The organism is Algoriphagus resistens (assembly GCF_001442615.1).
GTDB classification, from domain to species: domain Bacteria; phylum Bacteroidota; class Bacteroidia; order Cytophagales; family Cyclobacteriaceae; genus Algoriphagus; species Algoriphagus resistens.
Window position 1 is genome coordinate 87191 of record NZ_LMXN01000002.1, and the last position, 15985, is coordinate 103175.

A 15985-nucleotide genomic window follows, 5' to 3' on the forward strand; every position below is an offset into this window, starting at 1 on the left:
TTATTCACTGATCAATCAATTCATCAGTAAACTCCTATTATGCTATGAAAACCCTTCGTACGGTGTTGCTTTTCTTCTTGCTTTGTATCAGCGGGTTTTCCTTTGGTCAAACCAAACAATTCGATCGGTTTGAATATATTTTTCAAAGTGAAAAGACCTACGAAAACCCGCTCTATGATGTCAGCACATTTGATATCACGTTTATTTCCCCATCAGGAAGGGAAAAGACATTGAGGGGATTTTGGGATGGAGGGAGAAACTGGAAAGTACGTTTTATGCCGGATGAACTTGGGGAATGGAGTTTTATCTCATCCTCTTCCGATAAAAGCAACTCAGGGTTAGATGGGGTAAAAGGTACGTTTAAATGTGTGGAGAATGGAAGTGACCTGGATATTTACCGCAAAGGGCCTTTGGTCCAACCTAAGGGGACTTATCATTTAAGCCATGCAGATGGCACTCCTTTTTTCTGGACAGCCTGTACCGCCTGGAATGGCGCGCTGAAGTCCACCGACGAGGAGTGGGATTATTACCTCAATCATAGAAAAGAACATCATTACAATACAGTTCAGCTGGTCACCACACAATGGAGAGGTGGGACAAAAAACGCCGAAGGCAAAGTGGCTTTCACAGGTGCCGGAAAAATTACGCTTGATCCAACGTTTTTTGAGCGTATAGATCAGAAGATCGAGGAGGCCAATGAGAAGGGACTGGTGGTCTCTCCGGTGATTCTATGGGCACTTCCTTTTGGGGAAGGAACAGAATACAGTCCCGGCTACTATTTACCGATACGGGAGGCTGTAATCCTTGCTAAATACATTGTGGCAAGATACCAGGGCAATCACGTGCTATGGACCCTTGGCGGCGATGGGAAATACTATGGGGATCTGGAAGGACGTTGGAAATCAATCGGTGAGCAGGTTTTCGGTGAAGGAAAACATCAGGGCCTGGTCACCCTGCATCCACATGGATTATCTTGGTTGGGTGATCTGTATGAAGATCAGCAATGGTATGATCTGATTACCTATCAATCCTCACATTCCAATGAAGCTAAGACAGTCAACTGGATCAACAAAGGCCCTGTAGCTGAACAATGGGATAAACTCCGCCCTATGCCTCTGATCAATACGGAACCCAATTACGAGGAAATAGGCTTTAAAATCACTGCACAGGACGTACGAAATGCTTCATATTGGAGCGTATTTGCAGCTCCTCCTTCGGGGATTACCTATGGCGCAAATGGGATTTGGCCATGGCTCAGAGAAGGAGAGGAGATTGAAAACCATGGACCATCTGCGGGCACACACACCTGGAAAGAAAGTGTGGATTTTGAGGGAAGCAAGCAAATTGGATACTTACATGAATTTATCAGCCAGTTTGAGTGGTGGAAATTCAAACCCGCTAATGAACTGCTGGTAAATCAGCCGGGGGATGAGGTTTTCAACCATTTTATCTCTGCGGTTGCAAATGAAGACCGTTCCACCATCGTGATTTATTCTCCTGTAAGGCAGCCGATAAAAGTTTTTAACAGTGACGGAAAGGAATATCAGGTTCGCTGGTTTGATCCCATCGGGAATAAATTTATTAACAGTGGGACAAGTACCAAAGAGCATATTCTTGGATTTGAAAATCCCCTGGATCAGGATATGGTGCTGGTGCTGGAGGAATTTAAATAGGGAATATTTCTAAAACTAATAGTATATTGCTGAGTCCTATATTTTTAGCTCAATCCACGAAAATGAGATTGAAAACCCCAATTTGCAAAAGGGAGTAATCAATACTTTCGGAAACCCCGTAGTTCTCAAACCACTAGATCTGGGAAGAGATCTCTTTTACTTTGACCAGCAGCCAGAATATTCAGACAGTGATACGGAAGAACAAAACTTAGCAATAGGAATAGTCCGGCTAAAATAACTTCACAATTCCATACAGCGACACTAAACCTATGGAAAGTACACTTAGCCAAAACAGGATACCTGAAAAAGTACCTGAGGCTAGTTTTAAGGTGTTGTTCCTGAACCGAAACTGAATGGCTGCATAGACGACCAGAATAAGAAGTACAGCACCCACTACTCCGCCAGACAGTACCATAAAGGAAGGCAGCTTAACAAAAGCAAATGCGATTGCCCACAAGACTGGTAAAGTCCAGGCCAATACCGCAACCCACCTTTTTCTGGTTTTCAGATCATCATAGTCTATCCAGCTTAATTCTCCGAAGATATCCGGTAACAGCCTTGTCCAATAAGCCAGCGTAGCAAACACGCTTGAAAAAAGAACAAAAAATGCCCCGGTGATGTAAGCAATCCTAGCATTGCCCCCAAGGGTTTGAATGTAAATATTGCCCAAGGTTTCTATGAGTTGGTTGCCCCTTGGAATCTCTTCATTGCCATATAGAATAGAAGCACCCAATAGGTAAAAGGCGGCTGTGACTACCGTGTAGATTACCATTGCGACGATGGCATCCAGGTACATGATTTTTATCCATCCATTTGCTCTGACTTTCCATTCAATACTACCGTCATTTTCACCGGTGTATCTGGCATAGCCTTTCTCCAGGCACCAATACGTATAGGCGATTATCTCGTCACTGGCAACTCCTGTAATTCCAAATGCCCCGATAGCGACAAAAATAAGTTTTGGGGGTAGTTCAAAAGTCAACCCACTTACTATATCTGAAAAGGTAAAGGCAAAGGGACTATAATTAACTGCTACCACCGATGCCAGGGTAAAAATTGTAAATGCAAATACCATGAACATGGATGTTCGCTCTACTATGCTATAGTAATTCCTGTAAATCAAAAGACTGGTAACCGCTCCCAACATAAATGCCAATAGAATGGGAGAGAGCAGTGGCATAATCATATTCAGGGCAATGGCAGCTCCCCCGATCATCCCGCCCAGCTGTACTATTTTAAAAAGTGTCAACAGGAAGGTGCTCCATACAGCCCATTTTTTCGGTCCGGGCAAGAGTGAAAATGAGGACATCAGTGGTTTTCCGGTAATAATAGCATTCTTACCAAATTCCAGCTGGATAGCGACTTTTATGAGGCAGCTGACCAGGATGACCCAAAAAGTGATAAATCCGCCTTCAGCTCCAAGTACCGTAGTTGCGATTAATTCACCGGATCCCACAATGGAGGCTGAAAGTATAAATCCAGGGCCCAAAAACTTTAGTTTTTCACGTAGGGAGGAGGGTGGATTCTTTATTTCTGTAGAGGTCATTCATTAAAAATAGGGAAATATCCAGTTGTTAGACAAGCGGGTATTCTCAGAAAATCTGGAATTAAAAATGGTTTCCGTTTCCCAAGGGCTTTGACTTATACCGAAAGCATTCAGGAAAAGTTAATATCACATAATCATTGGATAATTCGGGCAATCTATGTTTACTGATGCGTAGGTATCTTGTAAGGGCAACACCCTCATTTTTCCATTTTTGTGGATGAGCCCTGGACAGACTTAGGTTTGTCCGGAAGTTTCCCTACTATGTGAAATTCAACAAAATGAAAAGTAATCTGATTGTCCTGATATTAGTCGCGCTGACCGGAAATGTATTTTCTCAGCGAATCCCCCCATTATGGGCGGCATATGAGCTAGCTAAGCTTTCCGGAACTGAATCACCCGTTTTACCTGATTTCTCCTATGCCGGCTATCATTTTTCGGAAAAGGAAATTCCGTCGCTATCGGAAAGAACGGTGTTCGATGTGACTGACTATGGGGCAGTGCCAGACGATGCTGAATTCGATGATGCAGCTATACAGATGGCGATTTCCGCTGCATTGGCAACCGAAGGTGGCGGAGTTGTATTTTTCCCACCAGGCAAATTTCTCATCGCCCCGGATGAGGACAGGGATAGTTTTTTTCGTATTGACAAAAGCAATATACTGCTTAAGGGGAGCGGGAGTGGCGCCGGAGGGACGGAGATTCATCAAGTAAAAATGAGGATTGGTTCCAGGCAGTTCAGATTCGAACCGAGAGAGAACAAGACGGAAAAGTTGGCCGTAGTAAACCGTGCCGCACCGCGGGAATCTTTTGTGGTTGAAGTTGCGGATGCATCAAGACTTAGCGTGGGTCAGGATGTCGTACTAAGCCATAGGAGTGAAGCGTATACCAGGAATTATTTTGCTCCCAGGGAGCTTTCTCCGGCCTGGGACAGACTGTTTGGGTCAGGTGGGGGAATGCAGATTAGGGAAATCCATACGATTGAAGAGATCAATGGGACCACTATCAAATTCAAAAACCCGCTTCATATCGATGTTGTGATGGTTGAAGGGTATGATTTCGAACTGAACAGTTACAATAGCATAGAAGAATGCGGAATAGAAGATATCCTGTTCAGTGGAAACTGGGACAGTTATCCGGAAGAATTTGTCCACCACAAAGACGGGATCCATGATGGGGGATGGGTGGCCATTCATATGGGGAACGTGAAAAACAGCTGGATACGCAACTGCGCATTCACCAATTTAAATGAAGTGATCAATATCCGAAATGGGTACCAACTGAGCCTTACAGGCTTGAATATTTATGGAAAGAAAGGGCATACTTCCATTCATGCCAGATCGGGATATGGGGTCTTGATTAAAGACTGTGATTTTAACGGGGCACATCACCATGGACCGGGAACTGGGTATGGGGGAGTCGGAACCGTAGTGACACAATGTAGACTGGGGGAAGATCAGATCATAGACAGTCATTCAGGTCAGCCTTATGCGACATTGTTTGATGCAATTGACGGTGGCGTGTTTTATAACCTGGGCGGACCGCTACCCGGGCTGCCCCACCATGGGAAGTATTTGGTGTTCTGGAATTTCAGCTACCGGTCTGAAAGGGATTTCCACTATGATTTTTGGTCAGTTAAGAAGAGACGGAATTATACCATATCAGATCCGATTTTTGTGGGCTTTCGGGCAAACAGGGAGATCACCTTTGAGAATGTGGGGATAGACCAGGCCAGGGGGCAAGAAGTATTTCCGAAATCGCTGTTCGAGGCACAGCTACAACTTCGACTGCGGTCCGGCAACTAGTTTTGGTAAAGCCTAACTTTATCCAGGAGCTCCCCGCAGCTAAAAAAGGCTGTTTTTGCTGTTTCCTTATGTTGAAAACCGCCCCGAAGTTTCACTGTCACCCTTTATTTAATTGCACCACGTTAACGTGCTATTCATTTGCAATGTAAGTCAAAGACCGACAGCAACACATTCTATAATAGGATTATTTGGTGATTTTCATTCGATAGTTAAGAGCGTATTGAATTACATTAGGAATTATAGTGAATCACTAAAGGCAACTTCAGTACTATATAGAAAATATCAGTAAACATACTTAACTATATATTGTTCTGATTTTAACTTTTTGGCAACTATTTTTTTGGAAGTGCAGGAAAATTTTTCTTTGAGCTTGGTCGGAATGTGGATTGCCTATAGCTCATAGTACATAGGGCTATAATTAGCTAACTGAAGCTCGTGTTTCAGATCCGCCAATCTATTCCCTCAGACAGGTCCCGAACTTGTAATCGAACGATTTACACCCATTTTCTAAGCAAAAAATCCCCCTATAGATGGTTTTTGATAGGTTATAATTGCAATAGGCAAGAAAAAAGATAACATACAACATTTGTTTAGTTTATGATACTTCAGCTTGCTTTTATATCCATTAACAATAACCCCAAAATGAATGAAAGAATTATTACAAATTCCAGTCAAGGGATGGGATCATGCTAAACAACTTAAGCAAAGTGGCTTTCCTCTAAAAAGACAGCCTCCCTACCATACCCTTTTAATGAAAATCCCGGTCTTGGTTTGGTTCCTCTTATTGATTTCCTTCAGTGGAGTCTTTGGGCAGCAGATGATGGTATCCGGGACCGTCACTTCTTCGGAAGATGGACTTCCGCTGCCGGGTGTAAATATCCTAATTAAAGGGACCACCACAGGCGGGGTGTCTGATATCGAAGGTAACTTCTCTATCTCGGTTCCGGGGAGTTCCACGGTTCTGGTGTTTTCCTTCATAGGGTTTGATTCCCAAGAGATAAGTGTTAACAATAGATCTTCCCTCGATGTGGTCATGAATCTGGACAGCAAAAGCCTGGAGGAGGTTATTGTAATTGGCTACGGTACACAGGACAAGCGGGATGTGACTGGCGCAATCGCATCAATAAGTGAGTCTTCAATCACAGAAAGACAGCCAGTGGATGTTTTTGATGCCATGCAGGGTCAAGCTGCAGGTGTACAGGTCAATACTGAACCCAGACCTGGGGGAGGGGCTTCCATCAGGATCAGGGGTACATCTACTATACAGGGAGGTGTGAATCCACTCTATATAGTAGACGGTGCCCCTGTGGACAATATTGAGGGGATCAATCCCAATGATATCCAATCCATGGAAATTCTCAAAGACGCTGCCTCAGCTGCCATTTATGGATCCAGGTCTGCCAATGGAGTTGTTATTATAACCACTAAGAGAGGAGTTGAAGGGAAACCGAAAATAGATGTAAGGTACAATAGGATGTACAGTAATTTAGCCAGAAAACTACCACAGGCCACCGCCGACGACAGGAGATTGTATGATCAAAAAAGGACAGCAGCTGATCAGATTCCGGGCCTTAGTGCTGATTCTTTAAATATCGCCTTCAACGCCGACAATGACCTGCAGTCAATTTTGACAAGAACTGCTATCCGAAACCAGCTTGATTTTTCACTCAGTGGTGCAAGCGGTAAACTCAATTATTACAGCAACATAGGGTTTCTGGACGATGAGGGAATTATACTTAATAGTTGGGCTAAAGTGATCCGCGCCCGTACAAATATCGATTTCAAAGCTTCCGATCGGTTCGTTATAGGCAGTAGGATGAACTTCTCGCACAGCTCGGAAAACAGAATAAACGAAGGAAGTACTTTACTACAGGCGATGCAACGGCCACCGACTTTCCAGTTATATATGGCAGACGGGACACTGGCGCCTACACTGGGCGGTAGACAAAATCCCTTGGCGCATACACTTTTGAGAGTCAATGAGTTTAAGTCTTATGATGCCAATGTTTTCAACTACGTGTCTTTTTCTATCACCGATGACCTGAAAATCACATCTGATTTTAATTTCAGAGCCAGTTACGGTGAGAACGTTTTTTTTAACCCAAAACTCTTAAGTAACAATCTTGATCAAAATAATGGGGGATATAAAAATTCATTCAATACCTACTGGATGCAGCAAAACTATCTGAATTATGACAAGAAATTCCTAAATGATGAGCACAGTATCAACGCGGTGCTGGGTATCAGTGCTGAAAAATGGGTGGATAAGGATGCTCAAATTGTGGGTAACACCTACGTGATTGAATCGGTGCTTACCAGCAATTCCATTCAGGACAAACAGCTTCAGAATATATATAATATAGAATCACGGCATACGTTGGTCGGAATCTTCGGAAGGCTGGCATATAATTATAAAGGAAAATACATGTTCAGCTCCAATATCCGCAGGGACGGGTCCTCCCGCTTTGGGACCGATAACCGATGGGGTCTGTTTCCATCCGCATCTGTTGGGTGGAGATTCACCGATGAGGTATTCATGGGCTGGACAAACCGGGTACTTCAAGATGGAAAGTTCAGGGCAAGTTATGGTGTGACCGGAAATGAAAGAGTAGGTAATTACGATGCGCTGCAGCGCTATTCTTTTGGAAGCAATTTTTATAATGGTGTATTAGGGATTGTGCCGGTAGATATGCTGGGCAACTCCGAACTTGGCTGGGAGTCTACCAAGCAACTGAACATTGGGCTTGATCTGACTTTCATCGATAACAGGGTAAGTTTTGTGACAGATTATTACCGGAAAGTCACTGATGATCTTCTGTATGCCGCACCTCTGCCGGGAGAGCTGGGATTCACTTCTACACGGGTGAACTTTGGCTCCATTCAAAATGAGGGAATTGAATTTACACTGAATACCTATCCGGTGAGAAACAGCAAGTTCACCTGGAACCTGTCCGCTAACATGACATTCAACAATGACAAAGTGTTGAAGCTTTACAATGGAATTCCATTGACTCCCAGCGGGAGATGGTACCTGGAGGAAGGTGGTAGACTGGGGAATTTCTACGGGTGGAAAAACCTGGGGGTCTATCAATATGACGAGTCCAATGCCTATACACCGGACTGGGAACGTTTGGAACCTGTTTTTTCAGAAGGGGAGTTCTCAGGAAACTACCTGTTGAATGGTCAACCCTATTCGGGTGAGATAAAACAACAGCGGATGCCCGGTGGGGTTTCGAAAGGCGGTGATGTGATTTGGCTCAATAACAACGGTGATGATATCATAGACGATCGGGACCGGGTAGTCCTTGGCAATGCCCAGCCAAAATTCATGGCAGGGATATTCAACCAGCTTGACTATAAGAACTTCAGCTTATCATTTAATTTTTATGTGACTTGGGGCAATACCATTTACAACAAAGGCAGGAGGGACGGAGGTGATTTCAATACAACCAACAGAACCCCGGACAAATACCTGATCCAAGAGGCTTGGTCTAAACCTGGGGACATTACTCAGGTACCCAAAGTTCCCGGTACGCCCACGATGGGAAATATGCAGGAACTTAACAGTTATTTTCTGGAGGATGGATCATTTATCAGGCTGAGGAATGTCAGGCTATCCTATACCATGGATCCCGTGTTGGCCCGAAAAATCAAACTTCAGGGCCTCAATGTTTACCTCTATGGCAATAACCTTTTGACCTGGACCAACTACTTCTGGTATGACCCTGAGATCCCAATGGGAAGCCCTTTGACCATGGGACAGGATACAGGAAGATACCCTAGAAGCAGGCAATACGGAGTGGGACTGAATCTTAATTTCTAATTGAAACAGCAATGAAGAATATAATAAAAATACTACTGATAAACTTAGCTATCCTGATTTTGCCGTCTTGTGAAGGCTTTCTGGACGAACAGCCTATTTCAGAGATTTCGGCTGATACATTCTGGAAGACAAGAGATGATGTCAGGGCAGGGATAGCGGGAATGTATGATGGGCTGCAGGCTGTGGTCAGTGCCCGGTACATTGACTGGGGGGATGCCCGCTCTGATAATTTTACCAATGGCGGCACTGGAGTGGGATCCATCAATTTCGCCTTAAACGGGTTGACCGCCAATATGGGGGAGGCAAACTGGGATGCGCTATACAGGACGATCAGCAGGGCAAATCTGGCTATAGATAATCTCCCTGAAGTAGCAGGAAGTGACGTCAGTGACACATTCAGAAACCATAACCTGGCCCAGGCATATGCCATGAGGGCATATTGTCACTTTATGGGTGTCAAGGTCTGGGGCGCCGTTCCTTTACTGTTGGAATCAGTTTCTGACCGGGATTACCGTCCCGCAAGAACTTCTGCAGAAGAGGTACTTGCTAGTGTTGTGACAGATCTGAATACTGCTGTTGGATTGATTAATCCACTGGAGGCAGGTATCTATGAAATCAACATCGGCGGAATCTATGCTATGCTCACGGAGGCATACATGTGGCAGAAAGAATACCAGAAAGCCCTGGACAGTTCTGATAAATTACTGGAGATGAACAGGTTTTCGCTTGCACAGACACCTGCTGAATGGAAATTGACCTTTACGGATCCAGTGAACTCCAAAGAAGCCATCTGGAGCCTGTTTTGGTCCTTTACTGAAGATGGTTCAAATGCCTTGGCATCGCGGATCGGCTCAGGTACGAATACCAGTCCATTCATCATGGATCCCAATTTACTGGAAGAATGGGAACAGCAAGAAGACGACTTCAGAAGATACCTGACCTATGACACACTTCAGGCGGTCTCCACCGGTGCGGTACAGTTCATCTGGAAACATTTCCCCTTGGCGTCTAACGGGGAACCTGCTTCTTCTCTGCCTCCCAGCAACCAGGCGGAAGTAAGGAATTCACTTTACAGGCTTTCAGATATCTTACTGCTCCGCGCTGAAGCCTACAATAAATTGGGGGATCAGGATCTGGCGATAGGGATTTTAAATCAGATCAAAGAAAGATCTGGCTTGGATCCAGTAAGCATGGATATGTTTTCAAATCAGGAAGAGCTGGAAAATGCCATCCTCAGAGAAAGACAAGTTGAGTTGTACGCAGAAGGTAAGCGGTGGTTCGACCTTAGGAGGACAGGTAAGGTAATCACCGTAATGGACCCATTGCTGAGGCAGAGACAGGAACTTAGGGGATTGAATGTAGTGGGATTTGGAGATGCCGGATTGGAATTATTCCCCATCAGCAACGACGCCCTGAACGAAAACCCAAATTTAGAACAGAATTCACCTTACTCAAGATAGATATGCTTACACGAATTAAAATGATAGTATCACACCGCATTTGCTTCTTTATTCCTTTTGCCATCCTTGGATTGGAAAGTTGTGACATTGCCGGACTGGAGCTTCAGAAAACAGTTCCCTATGAATACAATGTTTTGGATCCCAAAATAAATATGACGGCCTTGGAGTTTCTTTACCAGGATAGGGAAGATACTGTCTTCAAGTTGATGCAGGAAGGAATAGCGTATGCCGGACTTGCAGAGGAGTACTCCAAGTCAGATAGGACATTTCTCTTCCTTACCAATGATGCCATCCTTCGGTTTAATGCCAATGGCACTGTCAACGAGGCTAGTTATTTCGGTTTCAACAAGGTAAATGGGGAGCCTGCTTCCAAATGGGAAGATTATCCTGTAGAAGAGGTAAGAGAATTCTTTCGCTATCATATCATTCAGGGATTTTATTCCTATGACAATTTGGGAGCGGAAAATATCCCGGTCCAGACACTTTTGCAGGCAGATAACAATCTTGCCTATATCAAAATCCAGAACGCACGTAATTCAAAATTGAGGGTAAACGATATCCCGTTGACACCCCGGTTTATTGAAGCACGAAGCAGCAACATCCAACCAACCAATGGAGTAATACATGCATTCGACAGCTTCATCATACCATTAACTGATTAAGTAGAAATGGGTAATTGTATCGTAATAAAAATGCGGCAGTTTCTGCCGCATTTTTTTCCTGAATACGGGCATATCCCTGTCTTTGGTGATCAGTTCCATTTCGAAACCAGCAGTCTTGGGATATGTACCGGACATGGTAAGGACTTTCTATCCGACCCTATGGGGACCCAGTGGATATGATGAAGCTTCCAGATGGGGAGCCTGTTGGCTTCCGACGATTTTGCCAATTGCATCTATAGGATTTTTTACTCCCCCGATTAATCCCTATTGAGTGGGAAATTTTAGCGCTGAGAAGTCCGATTTGATTTGAGGAACAAAAGCTCCCCGGTTTTAGAACGATTTTCACCCGGTCAGATCTGCTGAAATGAACCAGATTTGATTCAGTCTGGCCAAAACAGGTAGTACTGGCGGATTGATTGACACTATTCCCAAACCTAACTGATATGAATTATCTTACTGCAAGGGTACTACAGGTATTCTTATGTATTCTTCTTTTTCCTGCGGTTGCCTATACCCAGGCTATTGAATGGAATGAAATAGCGCCCGGGGTATGGAAAGGCATCATTGGAGATCCGGAGAAATTTGATCTTTTGGAGGCATCAGGAGCCACTCCCAGATTGGAAGGTCTGGAAAATATGGAAGAGGCGGATTTTCCGTTGGATCCTGAACAGATCGCAGCGTCGATTGAAGAGGGCAAAACTTTCCTGCGCTTTCCCCTGACGGTCCGTGAACAGATCTATGGGTTTGGTTTACAGTTTAAAACAGTACATCAACGGGGACAGATTCTTCATCTCCATGTGGATCACTATGGAGGTAAGGACGATGGACGTACACACGCACCCGTACCTTTTTATGTTTCATCAAATGGATACGGTGTATTTGTCAATTCAGCCAGGTACATCAATGTTTATGCAGGATCTGCTGTCAGGAAAGACAGCGAAAATGCACCTAAAGCACTTGACAGGAATACAGATAAAAACTGGACCTCCAGACCCTATTCAGATGCGGTGGAGATGCTCATACCTGCTCCCGGGATAGAAGTATATGTATTTGCCGGTCCAACGCCTTTGGATGCCGTTCGAAGATTCAACCTGTTCAATGGAGGAGGGCCTATTCCGCCCAGATGGGGGCTGGGCTTTACCCAACGGGTGCATAAGCTGCTCACTGCTGAGCAGGTACTGCAGGAAGCAAGTGACTTTGAAGCAAAAGGATATCCCCTTGATTTTATTGGGCTAGAACCGGGGTGGCAGAGTAAGTCCTATCCCAATACCTTTGAATGGGACCTGGGCAGGTTTCCCAAGCCTAAGGAGTTTGTGAGTGAATTAAGGAAGAAAGGTGTGCGTGTCAATCTATGGATTAATCCATACCCATCACCTGAGTCACCGATATACAAGCCGATCCTAGCATATACCGCTTCACATACTGTTTGGGGTGGAGTGGTTCCCGACTTTACATTGGATACTGTCGGGCGGGTGTTTTGGAGCCATTTTGAAAAAGAACATCTTGACATCGGGGTAAGTGGCTATAAAATTGATGAGGTGGATGGATATGACCGCTACCTCTGGCCTGATGTGGCACGGTTTCCTTCGGGGATCAGTGCAGAGCAGATGAGGCAGACCTATGGCCTGTTGGTCCAGCGCCAGAGTGATAGCCTTTTCCGAAAGAGAAATGAACGTACCTATGGTTTGGTCCGGGCTTCCAATGCCGGTGCGGTATCTTTCCCCTATGTGATTTATAATGATTATTACAACCACGAGGATTTTATCACTGCGCTGATTAACAGCGGATTTTCCGGAATCTTATGGACTCCGGAGGCCAGGGCATCCCAGACTGGAGAGGAATGGTTGAGAAGGATGCAGACGGTCGTCTTCTCGCCGATGGCCATGATCAATGCATGGTCAAGTGGGACAAAACCCTGGTCATTTGAGGAAGTGGCCGAAGAGGTACGTCAGCTTGCCTTATTAAGGATGAGCATGATGCCCTACTGGTACAGTGAATTTGCCAAGTATCATTTTGAGGGTACCCCACCTTTTAGGGCAATGGATCTCGAAGATGGATTTCATGCCGACCAGCAGCGCTCAACACTGAGCGATGAGGAAGCAGATCTTGAGTTGAACCCGTATGCAGAGGCAGTCAAAAAAGAAGTAAAAGACCAATACATGGCCGGAGAATACCTTTTGGTAGCTCCGATTTTTACCGGGCAGACTTCACGTAAGGTAATCCTTCCTGTGGGCAACTGGTACGATTTCTACACCGGTGTATATGCTGGTAACGGGGAGGTGATCGATGTTTCCCCAGAATTAGGGCAAATACCGGTGTTTGTCAAAGACGGGGGGATAATCCCGATGATGGAACCGCGGCTACACGCCCCCAAGGTAGGAGAAACGGTCAATCTGGAAATACGGCATTACGGTGATAAACCGGCAGTTTATCAACTCTATGACGACGATGGCGAAAGCTTTGACTACGAGCAGGGTCACTATTCCTGGAGAGAAATAAAGGTGGAATATCAAAAAAACGGAAAGCTGAAAGGAAGTATTTCCAAGGTAGAAAAAGGCAAACCTAACTCTGTGGGCAATGTGGTATGGAGATTCATGACGATGAAAGAAAATGATGACAACTAAACTGACATTGAAAACAATACGGAAATCAGTTCTGGGGCATCTAAGTCTATTCATTATCTTCTTTTGCCTTGTTCAGGCATGTGCAATGAAAAATAATGTAGCCGGAGATCTTGAACAGGCGGATTTAGTGGACAAAGTAACAGCGGTTTTGTCTGAACAGGTGATCGAAACGGCTGCTTGGGCCCTAACCCAGGAACCTGTAACAGTGACCGCCAGTAGGTCTGAAAGGAGTGCGGGGGGAATTCATGATTTCTATTCAGAAGGAGATTATTGGTGGCCGGATCCCAACGATCCCCAAGGGCCCTATATCCAGCGTGATGGCCTGAGCAATCCCGGGAATTTTGTCGATCATAGACTGGCCATGATCAGGTTCAGTAGAATTATTGGAGCACTGGCTTCTGCCTATAGGATTTCGGGAGAAGACCGTTACGTACGTCACGCGATACCTCATTTGAAAGCCTGGTTTGTGGATTCGGAGACTCTTATGAATCCATCCCTTACCTATGCGCAGGCCATTCACGGTAGGGTGAGCGGAAGGGGGATCGGCATCATTGACACAATACATCTGATGGAAGTGGCCCAGGGGCTAATTGTTATGGAGGATTCAAGAGCAATGGATCCTATGCTGGCATCCAAGGTAAAAGGTTGGTTTGGACAATACATTGATTGGCTGCTCACCCATCCCTATGGTGCCGAGGAAATGAATAAGGATAACAATCATGCCACGTGTTTCTTTATGCAGCTGGCTTCCTTCGCAAAACTGACCAAAAATGAGGCGGTATTGGATACCTGCAGACAGCGGTACTCAACTATTCTATTACAAGAACAGATGGGGGAGGATGGCAGCTTTCCCAGAGAACTGGGAAGGACAAAACCCTATGGATATTCGCTGTTCAATCTGGATGCTATGGCAACGTTGGTCCACCTACTTTCAGATGGGGAACAGGATCTGTGGTCATTTCAGACCCAGGATCAGAAATCAATCAAAAAAGGCATTGACTTTCTGGTTCCATATGTTAAACAAAAGACTAAGTGGTCTTTCGCTGAGGATGTAATGTATTGGGAGAATTGGCCGGTGGCACATCCTTTCCTCCTGTTTGGGGCAATAGGATTGGAACAGAAAGAACTTTACAGGATTTGGGAGAAGCTGGAGCATCAGCCTAAGGAGGAAGAAGTCATCCGGAATCTGCCGATAAGAAACCCGATCATCTGGATTGATAAATGACTAAGAAGGCACCTTTGGCAGACTTCACTAGTCATGCTGAAAAGTAAACCAGAACCCTCCCCAAGAAGTGGGTAGGCTAGAAATAGTACCGACTGACAATCCGGTCTCCTCCGGCAGGTAGGTCAGTGAGTTGATACGAGTGAATTTCCTCTAAAATTCGATTCATTGATCGTGTAGAGGGGATTTTTAGTAAATGTATAGCGGGTAACTGCCGCGCCTGATTTAAAAACGAATCAAACAATATCCCCATGAAACCACAACTACTCCCTGTTTCCCTTAGCTGCTTTGAATCATTTAGTGTAAAGAGGAACAACACTCCACTTCACAACGACCGGTTGCATTTTCATCCCGAAATCGAGTTGATCCATTTCACAAAAGGAGAGGGACTCCAGTTTGTAGGAGACAGTGTCAGGCGGTTTAAAGGTGGGAATATGGTACTGATTGGGTCTGATCTACCACATTTTTGGCGGTTTGACCAACCTAGTCCCACAATAGAAGAAACTAACACAAACACAGAAGTTCTTCACTTCAAGGAGGATTTTTGGGGGGAGGATTTTTTGAATTTACCGGAAACCAGGAGGATAAAATCCGTATTGGAAAAAGCAAAGCGGGGGATAGAGATTTCTGGACCGATCCGCAAACGGGTTGGGAAACTTTTGAACAAGATCACAAAAGTGGAAGGATCAGACCGGATTATAGTGCTATTGGAAATATTAAGTGCAATTTCACTGTGTGGGGAGATACGAATGCTTTCTTCACTTGGCTATCAAAAAGGGCAAGGGGATTTGGACACTGGGGATGACAGGATCACTGCTGTACTGGAATATTCCTATTCGAACTTTACTAGAAAAATTGAATTGGAAGAAATAGCTGAGGTGGCCTACCTCTGCCCAAACTATTTCTGCAGGTATTTCAAATCCAGAACCGGAAAGACCTATACAGAATTTTTGAATGAGCTCAAGATTGGACATGCGTGCAGGCTTCTGATCGAAAACAAAGCGTGCATCAAACAGATCGCCTATGACAGTGGATTTAACAATCCCGCCAGTTTTTACAGATTTTTTAAAAATTACACAGGTAAAAGCCCTTTGGTATATCAAACTGAATATCTGAACGGCAGGTGCTTATAGAAGTTTGACCGGGGTTTTTCTGACTTTGGGATGGGAAATT

At 44.8% G+C, this 15985-nt stretch carries 9 protein-coding genes; 8 read left to right on the forward strand and 1 reads right to left on the reverse strand.

Annotation, left to right across the window (positions count from 1 at the left end; genetic code table 11):
* Window positions 1-44 precede the first annotated feature (44 nt).
* Window positions 45-1673, forward strand: coding sequence for an apiosidase-like domain-containing protein (locus AS141_RS03720; protein ID WP_057936300.1), 1629 nt, complete (start codon window positions 45-47; stop codon window positions 1671-1673).
* A gap of 229 nt (window positions 1674-1902) precedes the next feature.
* Here AS141_RS03720 and AS141_RS03725 read toward each other — a convergent pair whose 3' ends face one another.
* The gene (locus AS141_RS03725) at window positions 1903-3219 is read right to left on the reverse strand and encodes an Nramp family divalent metal transporter (RefSeq protein ID WP_057936301.1); all 1317 of its coding nucleotides are present in this window, start codon (window positions 3217-3219) and stop codon (window positions 1903-1905) included.
* A gap of 278 nt (window positions 3220-3497) precedes the next feature.
* On the opposite strand from AS141_RS03725, the gene AS141_RS03730 reads away from it, so the two are divergent.
* The 7 genes from AS141_RS03730 (at window position 3498) to AS141_RS03760 (ending at window position 15945) form a co-directional block, all read left to right on the forward strand.
* Entirely contained in the window at window positions 3498-5021 is a 1524-nt protein-coding gene (locus AS141_RS03730; protein ID WP_057936302.1) for a DUF4955 domain-containing protein, read from the forward strand.
* Between the two features lie 646 nt (window positions 5022-5667).
* Window positions 5668-8844 (forward strand): SusC/RagA family TonB-linked outer membrane protein, encoded by a 3177-nt coding sequence (locus AS141_RS03735; protein ID WP_057936303.1) that lies wholly within the window; start codon window positions 5668-5670, stop codon window positions 8842-8844.
* 11 nt (window positions 8845-8855) lie between these two features.
* Entirely contained in the window at window positions 8856-10304 is a 1449-nt protein-coding gene (locus AS141_RS03740) for a RagB/SusD family nutrient uptake outer membrane protein (protein WP_057936304.1), read from the forward strand.
* Between the two features lie 20 nt (window positions 10305-10324).
* Entirely contained in the window at window positions 10325-10966 is a 642-nt protein-coding gene (locus AS141_RS03745) for a fasciclin domain-containing protein (RefSeq protein WP_157243377.1), read from the forward strand.
* Between the two features lie 443 nt (window positions 10967-11409).
* Entirely contained in the window at window positions 11410-13590 is a 2181-nt protein-coding gene (locus AS141_RS03750; protein ID WP_082632169.1) for a glycoside hydrolase family 31 protein, read from the forward strand.
* An 85-nt stretch (window positions 13591-13675) separates the two neighbouring features.
* Complete coding sequence (locus AS141_RS03755) at window positions 13676-14815, forward strand: alginate lyase family protein (protein ID WP_057936306.1); 1140 nt, start codon at window positions 13676-13678, stop codon at window positions 14813-14815.
* A 248-nt stretch (window positions 14816-15063) separates the two neighbouring features.
* Window positions 15064-15945 carry an AraC family transcriptional regulator gene (locus tag AS141_RS03760; protein WP_057936307.1) on the forward strand — a complete coding sequence of 294 codons (882 nt, stop codon included), beginning with the start codon at window positions 15064-15066 and terminating at the stop codon, window positions 15943-15945.
* The last annotated feature ends 40 nt before the right edge of the window (window positions 15946-15985 follow it).